The organism is Brevibacterium sp. HMSC08F02 (assembly GCF_001807555.1).
In the GTDB taxonomy this organism is placed as follows: domain Bacteria; phylum Actinomycetota; class Actinomycetes; order Actinomycetales; family Brevibacteriaceae; genus Brevibacterium; species Brevibacterium ravenspurgense.
Genome location: NZ_KV789346.1, coordinates 99069 through 108695, shown reverse-complemented (window position 1 = coordinate 108695; position 9627 = coordinate 99069). Strand labels below are relative to the sequence as shown.

The 9627-nt window shown below is 63.0% G+C and carries 10 protein-coding genes; 6 read left to right on the top strand and 4 right to left on the bottom strand.

Annotated elements, in window-relative coordinates; all coding sequences use genetic code 11:
- Nucleotides 1-105 precede the first annotated feature (105 nt).
- Nucleotides 106-909 (bottom strand): polyprenyl diphosphate synthase, encoded by an 804-nt coding sequence (gene uppS, locus HMPREF3172_RS03315; RefSeq protein ID WP_070515401.1) that lies wholly within the window; start codon nucleotides 907-909, stop codon nucleotides 106-108.
- 165 nt (nucleotides 910-1074) lie between these two features.
- Between uppS and HMPREF3172_RS03310 the strand changes: the two genes are divergently transcribed.
- Complete coding sequence (locus HMPREF3172_RS03310) at nucleotides 1075-1860, top strand: PAQR family membrane homeostasis protein TrhA (RefSeq protein WP_070515399.1); 786 nt, start codon at nucleotides 1075-1077, stop codon at nucleotides 1858-1860.
- A gap of 72 nt (nucleotides 1861-1932) precedes the next feature.
- Here HMPREF3172_RS03310 and HMPREF3172_RS03305 read toward each other — a convergent pair whose 3' ends face one another.
- Together HMPREF3172_RS03305 and mca are read right to left on the bottom strand one after the other, a co-directional pair.
- Nucleotides 1933-2256, bottom strand: coding sequence for a hypothetical protein (locus HMPREF3172_RS03305; protein ID WP_019175601.1), 324 nt, complete (start codon nucleotides 2254-2256; stop codon nucleotides 1933-1935).
- A complete protein-coding gene (mca, locus tag HMPREF3172_RS03300) occupies nucleotides 2256-3254 on the bottom strand; it encodes a mycothiol conjugate amidase Mca (protein ID WP_083272141.1) in 999 nt (332 codons plus the stop codon). Before mca ends, HMPREF3172_RS03305 begins: the two co-directional genes overlap by 1 nt.
- A gap of 93 nt (nucleotides 3255-3347) precedes the next feature.
- Here mca and HMPREF3172_RS03295 point away from each other — a divergent pair, with 93 nt between their 5' ends.
- Both HMPREF3172_RS03295 and greA read left to right on the top strand, forming a co-directional pair.
- Entirely contained in the window at nucleotides 3348-3755 is a 408-nt protein-coding gene (locus tag HMPREF3172_RS03295) for a DUF4307 domain-containing protein (RefSeq protein ID WP_070515397.1), read from the top strand.
- Between the two features lie 90 nt (nucleotides 3756-3845).
- Entirely contained in the window at nucleotides 3846-4337 is a 492-nt protein-coding gene (gene greA / locus HMPREF3172_RS03290; protein ID WP_062019779.1) for a transcription elongation factor GreA, read from the top strand.
- A 147-nt stretch (nucleotides 4338-4484) separates the two neighbouring features.
- Here greA and HMPREF3172_RS03285 read toward each other — a convergent pair whose 3' ends face one another.
- On the bottom strand, nucleotides 4485-5792 hold the full coding sequence (locus tag HMPREF3172_RS03285; RefSeq protein ID WP_070515395.1) for an AI-2E family transporter: 1308 nt from the start codon (nucleotides 5790-5792) through the stop codon (nucleotides 4485-4487).
- 105 nt (nucleotides 5793-5897) lie between these two features.
- Here HMPREF3172_RS03285 and HMPREF3172_RS03280 point away from each other — a divergent pair, with 105 nt between their 5' ends.
- The 3 genes from HMPREF3172_RS03280 to HMPREF3172_RS03270 all read left to right on the top strand — a co-directional run bounded on the left by HMPREF3172_RS03280 (nucleotide 5898) and on the right by HMPREF3172_RS03270 (nucleotide 9539).
- The gene (locus tag HMPREF3172_RS03280) at nucleotides 5898-6857 is read left to right on the top strand and encodes an SGNH/GDSL hydrolase family protein (protein WP_070515393.1); all 960 of its coding nucleotides are present in this window, start codon (nucleotides 5898-5900) and stop codon (nucleotides 6855-6857) included.
- Nucleotides 6854-7546 (top strand): Maf family protein, encoded by a 693-nt coding sequence (locus HMPREF3172_RS03275; protein ID WP_070515392.1) that lies wholly within the window; start codon nucleotides 6854-6856, stop codon nucleotides 7544-7546. Before HMPREF3172_RS03280 ends, HMPREF3172_RS03275 begins: the two co-directional genes overlap by 4 nt.
- Nucleotides 7547-7751: 205 nt before the next feature.
- Entirely contained in the window at nucleotides 7752-9539 is a 1788-nt protein-coding gene (locus tag HMPREF3172_RS03270; protein ID WP_070515390.1) for an acetyl/propionyl/methylcrotonyl-CoA carboxylase subunit alpha, read from the top strand.
- Nucleotides 9540-9627 lie beyond the last annotated feature (88 nt).

Below are 9627 nucleotides of genomic sequence, written 5' to 3'. Positions count from 1 at the left end.
CGCCCGCCGGCTCCACACGGAGTCGGCGGGCGCCCGTCTTTTAGCTGCCTTATAGCTTTAGGCGCCACGCCCCGGTGACGATTTCGCCCTCCAACCTTTACCCCGTCAGCGGCCGAAGCGGCGTGAACGGTTCGAGTAGTCGCGCACCGCGCGCAGAAAGTCTGTCTTGCGGAAAGCCGGCCAGTAGGCCTCACAGAAATAGAACTCTGAATAAGCGCTCTGCCACATAAGAAAGCCTGACAGACGCTGTTCGCCCGACGACCGGATGATCAGATCCGGGTCCGGCTGGCCCTTCGTGTACAGGTGCTCTGACAGCTTCTCTTCGGAAACATCGTCGATTGCACAGCTGAGGTCTCGCCCGGATTCGAGTTCCGCCTGAAGATAGGAACGGATCGCATCAATGATCTCAGCCCGCCCTCCGTAGCCGACGGCAATGTTAACCGCGACTCTCGAAGCGGTTTCAGACGCTCCAGCCGACCGTTCCTGAGCCGCCTGCAGTCTGCTGCGCAGAGCACCGGGAAGAAGTTCGAGGTTGCCCACAAGGTTGACGGAGTACCACTCGGTGTCTGCGATTTCGTCGACAAGGTCGCCGATGATTTCGGTCAGCGCCGCAACTTCTTCTTCGGCACGGGCCAGGTTCTCCTTCGACAGGACGTAGAGGGTGACCATTTCGACGCCGATTTCATCGCACCAGCCCAAGAAGTCGATGATCTTCTGAGCTCCGGCCCGGTGGCCCTGCTCGGTGGTTGCGCCGAATTCGCGCGCCCAGCGGCGGTTGCCGTCGGTAATGACGCCGATGTGTCGGGGAATCGCGGTGTCCGGCTGCAGGGATTTGACCATGAGCCGGTTGTACAGCCAGTGCAGCAGGCCCGTGGATGAACCAGCACGCGGTGTTTTCGGTGCTTTCATCTTTCGGCCTTTCTCCCGTGCGGACGTTTCACTCGTGCAGGCATTCAGCCCATCACATCCCGCATCCACCGTGTGTTTGTGGGTGCGTACCTAATCTAATGGATAGCAGGGACCGCCCTGTGGAATGCCCACGCTTCTGTCAGACCCACAACATAGACTTCACATATGGAGCACCAAACCACCGCCTCGGCCCTTGTTCCGGACGATCGTCCACGTGAAGAAACCGCTGCCCCCGGCCGCAGGGTCTCTGTGTCGCGCAGCCGCATGTCACGCCGCAGGCGAGCCTTTCTTCGCACTGAGCTGGGCCGCATGGCCGGGCAGAAGAAAACGTCGTGGCGCGGGTGGATTCACGTCGGAGCGTTCCCTCTTGCCGTCATCGGCGGCTTGGCTGCCGTCATCCTCGGTCCGACCGTCGGGGTGCGCCTGGGTGCTGCTGTTTTTTCCCTGACCGGCATGCTGCTGTTCGGTACGTCGGCCGTGTATCACCGTGGGCCGTGGCGCATGCGCATTCGTCTGTTGCTGCGCAGGTTCGACCACGCCAATATCTTCCTCATCATCGCCGGCACCTACACTCCCCTGGCACTGCTCTTGCTGCCGCCTGGCGAGGCGCTCATCCTCCTGACCGTCATGTGGGTTGGGGCGGCTGCCGGTGTCGCGTTCCGGCTCATCTGGACGTCAGCCCCGCGAGCGCTGTTCGTCCCGGTCTACATCGGCATCGGAGTGGCCGGGGTCGGCTATGTGCCGCACATGTGGATGGCAAACCTCGCGGCGGGAATCCTGATTGTGATCGGCGGGGCGTTCTACATTGCCGGAGCTGTCATCTACGGGCTCAAGCGCCCCAATCCGGTGCCGGGAGCCTTCGGCTTCCACGAGATCTTCCACGCCTGCACGGTGGTCGGCTACGGCTGTCATTTGGCGGCTGTGCTCACCGCCTCCGCTATGGCCATATAAAAGCGGGGCGACTGCCCTGTCAGGCAGTCACCCCGATCTTTTAGCATTCCTCTTAAAGGCGCCGATCAGCTTTCAGCTGTCTGTGCGGGTGTCTTCGGGTCCGGTTTGTCCGCTGTCGCCGTCCTGCCTCTCTTCCGGTCCCTGCCAGTCGGGGCGGGCTGACTGCTGTCCTTCGAGGTCGCCGTCTTTGCGCAGCGGAATGGTGTATTCGACCCGTGCGCCGTCGCGTGCGCGAATGCGGCGGATGCGGCGTACGGCGTCGCGGATGAGGAAGATCGTTGCAACCACAACAAGCGCTGTGGCGACGAACCCGATTGTGCCGGGGGTGACCAGCACGGGGTCCGGCATTTTCGGCGGCTGTTGCTGTGCCACGGCGAAGACGATGGTGTCGAGCATCATTCTCCTTGGAGTTTCTGGGCGGGTTCGACGATCTCGATTCCGGCTGTGCGCATGGCGGCTTTCAGGTCTCCCGGCGCTACGACGGTGCCGTCTTCGAGTGTGATTCCCTCAAACAGGTCATGTTCGGAGAACTCGCCGAAATCGCCGTCCCTGCCGGTGTTGTCGACGGCGAGTTCGAACTCTTCTGTGGGCCAGTACTGTTCAGCCATCATCTGCACTTCCGAGAAGAACCCGCTGCTGGGGTCGATCTGGGTTGCGTGAGCGCGCAGCGCTTCTGCCGCGGTTTCCAAGAAGGCCCCCGCGGGGATTGATGCGGTCAGCTTGTAGTCGCGTTTGTTCGCCGAGGTGCGGATGCGCTCCTGGCGTTCAGCACTCAGGGGCGATTCAGCACCCAGTTTCGCCATGATGCCGTGAATGTGCATCCACTTAGCCGGCGTGAGGTCCATGTTGTAGTAGACCTTCGGTACCTGCCAGGCCTCGCCCAGTTCGGGGTTGCAGTCAGCATCAGCTGCCATCTGGACTGCGAGCATCGTGGCTTCGTGAGCGCGGATGTGGTCCGGGTGGGGGTACCCGCCGAGTTCGTCATAGGTCGTCACCACGTGCGGGCGCAGTTGGCGGATGAGGTGGACCAGGGGCCGTGCCGCGACTTCTGTCGGAGCGGTCCAGAACGTTCCGTGATCAATATCGTCGAAGCCGCCTTCGGGCAGGCCCGAATCAACGAAGCCGATCCACTTGTGCTGAGCACCAAGACGCTGTGCGGCACGCGCCATTTCGTCCCGGCGCAGACCCGCGATGTCGCGAATGGCCGCGGGGCTTCCCTCGAGAGCAGGGTTGAGAATCGAGCCCGCTTCCCCACCGGTCATCGTGGCGATCGTGACCTGCGCTCCGAGTGTCGTGTAGAGCGCCGTCGTCGCACCTCCCTTAGACGATTCGTCGTCAGGGTGAGCATGCACTGCAAGCATGCGCAGCTGCGAATACGGCGCGGTTGGCTTCACGTGGACCTCCATGAGGGCGCGGGGTCGCTCCCGGCGGAAATGACTACTCTAGACTAGTACGTCGAAGGTAGACGCTTGACAGAAAGGTCGGCTGTGAGCGAAAGATACGGGGGTCGTGCACCCGGCTATCAGGGCACGAAGCTGAATAAGCGCCCTCTGCTCATCGTCGCCGGCATCGTCACCGTACTCATTGCAATCGGGGCTGCTTTCTTCGCGTTCCGCCCGGCCGGCGCACCGACCACAGCGTCCAATGTTTCGTTTGAGGCCATCGACTCCAACCGCGCGGTCGTGACATTCAACATCCGCCCGGATCGCGAACGGGACTCCGTGTGCTCAGTTGTTGCCAAGAACGATTTCGAAGCCGTGGTGGGCTACCGCGAAGTGACGATCCCAGCGTCACCCGACACCGCCTCGTCAGATCTGTTCCATCAGGAAGTCGAGGTCAACACGACCCAGCGGGCCGTACAGGGACACTTAGAATCCTGCTGGTTCGTCAGCTAAGATAGCCGAATCACCATCCCGGGTCCCCTGCGGACCCGGGATTTCACGTAGACAAGCGCTGCACGGTGCAGCGCCTGAGGAGGAAACAGCATGGCTGAGGAAAACGTCGGCGACAAGACGTGGCTGACCAAAGAGGCCCACGAGCGCCTGACGAAGGAACTCGAGCACCTCCAGGGCCCGGGCCGCGCAGAAATCGCCGAGCGCATTGACGCGGCACGCGAAGAGGGCGACCTCAAAGAAAACGGCGGCTACCACGCTGCCCGCGACGAACAGGGCCAGATGGAAGCTCGTATCCGCCAGCTCGAAGAGCTGCTGCGCAACGCAGAAGTCGGCGAAGCCGATGCGGACGACAAAATCGCAGGCCCCGGCAAGCTCATCGTGGTCGAAATGAACGGCCGCAAGATGGAGTTCCTGCTGGGTTCGCGCGAAATCATCTCGGAAGAGGACAAGGTTGAGGTCTTCTCCGAACAGTCGCCGCTTGGCAAAGCGGTCAACGGTGCGAAAGTCGGCGACGACGTCGAATACGAAGCACCCAACGGCCGGAAGATCACCGTCACCGTGAAGTCGGCCAAAGCTTACTGATCACCTGAAACAGCGGAAAGCAGACTTCCCAAAACACTGACGGCGGGAACAGACACACTGTCTGCTCCCGCCGTCTTTGTGTTCAGGCTGAACCCAGTCAGAACCTCACAGACTCAGTCAGAATCAGCGGGCTCAGAATCACTGAGCTCAGTCAGCCGGTTTGCCCTCTTCGAAATCGGAGATGATGACGGTGCGCCGACGATCTTGAGACGACCCCGCCTGGGTCGATGAGTCATCATCCGGCAACTCGGGGCCCTCCCCGGGAGCAATCACGCCTTCACGCCGGGCGTCGGCAAGCATCTGCTGGGAGGACAGTTCGGCAAGATAGCCGATGGCGGCGGATACAGAAGCGACTACCGGCACGGCGAACAGGGCGCCGACAATGCCGAACTGGTAGGAGCCGACGGCCACTGCGAGAACAACGGCCAGCGGGTGAACAGAAACCGCCTTGCCCATGAGGAACGGCTGGAGCACGTTGCTTTCGACCTGCTGTACAAAAAGAACGATGGCAAGCATGACGATCGCATGGACAAATCCCTTGGCCACCAGTGCCAGCAGAACCGCGATGATGCCCGTTGCAACCGCACCGACAATCGGGATGAAGGATGCCAGGAAGATCAGCACCGTCAGCGGAATGACGAGCGGCACACCCAGAATGAGCGCGCCGATGCCGATGCCCAGAGCATCCACCGCTGCGACGATCACCTGAATTCGGGCGTACTGGCCCAGTGCCACCCACCCGCGAGTGGCAGCTCCGAGCGCAGGTTCGCGCGCCGGCACCGGCAGCAGACGGGTGATCCAGCGGGCGATGGTGGATCCTTCGAGAAGGAAGAAGAAGGTGGCGAACAGCGAAATCAGCATGCCTGCGAAGAAGCTGCCGACACTCGTCGCAGCACCCACAACACCCGTTGCGATTTTGCCCTTCTGCTCGCTGAGGAAGGTGTTGACCTGCTGTGTTCCGTCAGCAACAGCCTGTGCGATCACGCTTGAATCCAGGCCCAGCGGGTTTGACTGAAGCCACGTGGCAATGGCGTCAACACCCTTCATGGTGGTTGACGTCAGATCGATGATGCCGGTGACAAGCTGCTGGCCGACGAGCGCAAGCAGGCCAACCACCACAAGGATGAAGCTCAGCAGCACCGTCGCGGCAGCAGCTGCACGCGGCCACTTGTGACGCACCAAGAAATTCACCAGCGGAGTCAGCAGTGCCGAAATGAGCAGGGCGACAAGCAGCGGAATGAGAACGTACGTGACCTTCCCCAGGAGCCACAGAAGAACCGCAACCGCTGCCAAAACAACAAGCGAGCGCCAGCTCCACGCTGCGGCCAAGCGCAGTCCGCGCGATACAAAGGGAACATAGCTTCGCGACTGCAGACGGTACGCGTCAGCCATAGCGGGATCCGTCAGCGGCTTGACCGCTGTTCCCGGCTGTTCTTTGGAGCTCTTCTTCGTCATGAGACCAGGCTATATCCTGCACGCCGTTTCAGCGCTCCCGGCTGGCCGAACGCGAGGTGTGTCCTGTGCGTACGCCGCCGTCTTCGGGACGGTTAGAGTGGAATTGTGAAGAACAGCTGGAAAGCGATACTCGCAGCCGGAACGACAGCCGGTGCTGCAGTGGGAGCCGGATCGGGAATTCTGCGCGCACAGTCGAAGCGTGTTCGCCGCGCGTTCCGCGCCGATGCGCAGCGGCGAAAATATCCCCATGCCGCCGTCGTGAGCGAAGACGGCTCACGCGGCCCGCTGAGCGCTGAGGACAGCGGCCTGCCCGCCGTTGCCGTCATCGGGGATTCGTGGCTGTCCGGCATCGGCCTTGAAAAAGCCGCCGATCACCCGGCTGTGCGCATTGCCCGGGGCTTTGCCGCTCTGGCACAGTCACCCGTGCGCCTGCGCAGCCTTGCTGTTCCCGCCGTCGGAGCTTCCGCTGTTGCCTCCCAGGTTTCGGAGCTGCTGGCCGATGCGACCATGGAGCGCACACCCGGCGGATCGCAGCTTCGCCTGGCCGTTATCTCAATGGGCACAGCCGATGTGGTCCATCCGGTCAAAGGCACAATCGGCCTGCCGATCCTCACCAACGCCATCAACCGACTGCAGGTTGAAGGCCACTACAGGGTCCTTGTTCTCACCACTCCGAACCTCGGCGGGCTGCCGGGTCTGCGCAATCCCGTGCGCACAGTCCTGCGCCGCTCATCGCGTGTTCTTGCCGGATCGCAGACTGTCGCCGCCCTGTCGACCAATGCGGTCCCCATCAGCCTCACCAACCTGCTTTCCGGCACCTCGCGAGTGAGCCTGCTGGCACCCGAAGGCCGCTACCCATCCCGCTTCGGAAGCGCTCAGATCGCCTCGGGTGTCATCACAACAGCCGCCCGCGTCATGGAGTTCCCCACCGCGATCGCCCATCCTTCCCAGCCCTCGTCAACTCCCCCTGCACCCACACAGGCCTTGGAAAGGCAGGCCGCCCGGGCACCTCGGAACCGTGCGGCAGAAGAAGCCGCGGGGGAAGAACAGGAGAGCACAGTATGACCGCAGTGATCCTCGCATCCGGGTCTCCCTCCCGCCTGTCGATCCTGCGGGCAGCCGGCGTCGAACCGACAGTCATCGTGTCCGGCGTTGACGAAGACGCGGCCCTTGCCCGGGCAGAACAGGAGCGCGGCCGCGAACTCACCACCGCTGAGCAGACCGCCGTCCTGGCCACCGCTAAGGGCCGTGCGGTCATCAGCGAACTGACCGCTGACAGTCTGCCGGGCCGCACCGGTGAACCGGTTGTGCTCATTGCATCGGATTCCATGCTGGAACTTGACGGGCGGGCCGTCGGCAAACCGCACACACCGGAAAGGGCGCGCGCACTGTGGCGGGGCATGGGCGGACGCACCGCTCATCTGCACAGCGGCATCTTCATGGCGCGTTTGAGCCGCGTAAGCGACGGCGGTGCACCTTCTGTTGAGGACTCCGCGGAGGCCGTGGGCTCCACGCTGATCACCACCGCTGAACTCACAGATGCTGAGATCGATGCCTATGTGGGAACCGAGGAGCCTCTCGAGGTGGCAGGAGGGCTCACGATCGACGGCTACGGGGCCGCTTTTGTCACCAGGATCGAGGGTGATCACACCAACGTCCTGGGCATGTCGGTTCCACTGCTGCGCGATATGTGCCGACAGCTGGGCATCGAATGGCACTCCCTTTGGAACAGGGCGTCCGGTGCCAGCGTGTGAGCGCTGACGCTGTCGGTGCCGTGTGAGCGGTCACGTGGATGGCCCCCAGCACGCACCGGGCTGACAGGTAGGCCAACCCACAGAAGACACGCGCGCACAATGCTTGCGACAAAAGCTTTTCCCCTGCTTTTGTCTTCAACACACAAACTATTAGTGCCTATCACTAGATTTGCTGTGTCTATCCCCGATCCCCACAGGAGAGCGAATGTCGTCGACCTTTTCCGCAACGGTGAACACAAAGCCGTTCACGCGGGTGCTCATCGCCAATCGCGGTGAAATCGCCCTCCGGGTTGTCCGGGCATGCCACGATCTCGGCCTGACCGCGATCGCCGCATACACGACACCCGACTCCGACGCCGACTTCGTCCGCTACGCCGACGACGCCTGGCTCATGCCCGGCAACGGCGCGGCTGAAACCTACCTCGACATCGACTCCATCCTCACAATCGCGGAACGCTCCGGCGCCGAAGCCGTTCACCCCGGCTACGGGTACCTGGCAGAAAGCCCCGAATTCGCGCAGGCGGTCATCGATGCGGGGCTCGTGTGGGTCGGACCTCCCCCGGCGGCCATCGCCGGTCTTGCAGACAAAGCCAACGCCCGCGCCGTGGCCCGCGAAGTCGGCGCTCCCACCACGCGCGGCTCCAACGGCCCTGTCGAGAACGTCGGCGACGCTCTGGCCGTGGCCGACGAAATCGGCTACCCCGTCGTCATCAAAGCAGTCCACGGCGGCGGCGGACGCGGCTTCCGCACGGCAGCAAGCCGCGCCGAACTGCCGCATGCCTACGAATCCGCCGGCCGCGAAGCCAAAGCCGCTTTCGGCCGCGACGACGTGCTGGTTGAACAGCAGATCCTCCGCCCCCGCCACATCGAGGTTCAGGCAATTGCCGATGCCGCCGGACGGATCCTCATCGGCTCGACCCGCGACTGCACACTGCAGCGCCGCAACCAGAAGATCATCGAAGAGGCGCCGGCACCGTTCCTCAGCGACGAACAGGTCGCCACGCTGACAGAGGCGACTGAAAACATTCTGCGCGCCGTCGGCTACGTGGGTGCGGCCACGTGTGAGTTCCTCATGGGCGACAACGGCACGCTGTCGTTCATGGAAACCAATGCCCGCATCCAGGTGGAGCACACCATCACGGAGGAAGTTGCCGGCATCGACCTGGTCGCATGGCAGCTGAAGATCGCCCAGGGTGAATCGCTGCCCGAATCCTTCCCCGCTCCCCGCGGTCACGCCATCCAGTTCCGCATCAACGCCGAAGACCCCGCCCAGAACTTCTTCCCGGCAACCGGCAAGATCACGGCTCTGCGCGAACCCGCAGGCCCGGGTGTGCGCATGGACTCCGGTGTGGAGGTCGGTCGTTTCGTCACCTCTGACTTCGACCCCATGCTCGCTAAGCTCATCGTGACCGGCGAAGACCGCCAGCAGGCTCTCGCGCGTGCACGCCGCGCCCTGGACGAATACGTCCTGGAAGGCGTGGCCACACTTCTGCCGCTGCACCGCGCACTGGTGAACGAACCGGCTTTTGCCGACGACTTCTCGGTGTCAACCGAATGGCTGCAGACGGAATACGTCCCGAACTTCGACATTCCCGCCTCAACACCGGGTGAGACCGGTCCCGAAACCAGTTCGGTCGATGTTGTCGTCGAGGTTGACGGACACCGCCTGACGGTCAAGGTTCCCAAGGAGCTTGCCGCTGCCGGCAACGGCAGCGCGGTCCCCGCTGAGCGTCCCGCCCGTCGTCTGCGCCGCAAGGGATCGCGCCGTTCGAACGAATCGGCTGAACTGGCAGCTCCCATGCAGGGCACCATCGTGTCCGTCGAGGTGGCAGCCGGCGATTCGGTATCTGAAGGTCAGACGCTGGCCGTCATTGAGGCCATGAAGATGGAACAGCCGCTCAAGGCCACCCGCGAGGGTGTCGTGAGCGACGTGTTGGTCGAGGCAGGCGCCTCCGTAAAATCAGGAACGACGCTCATCACCTTCGCCTCCTAAGGCCTGCCTGCCGAGCGTACGGGCCAGCTTTCGGCGCACCCGTTAGACGGAATCCACGCCTTAGCCACACAAAAACACCCAATAGCCG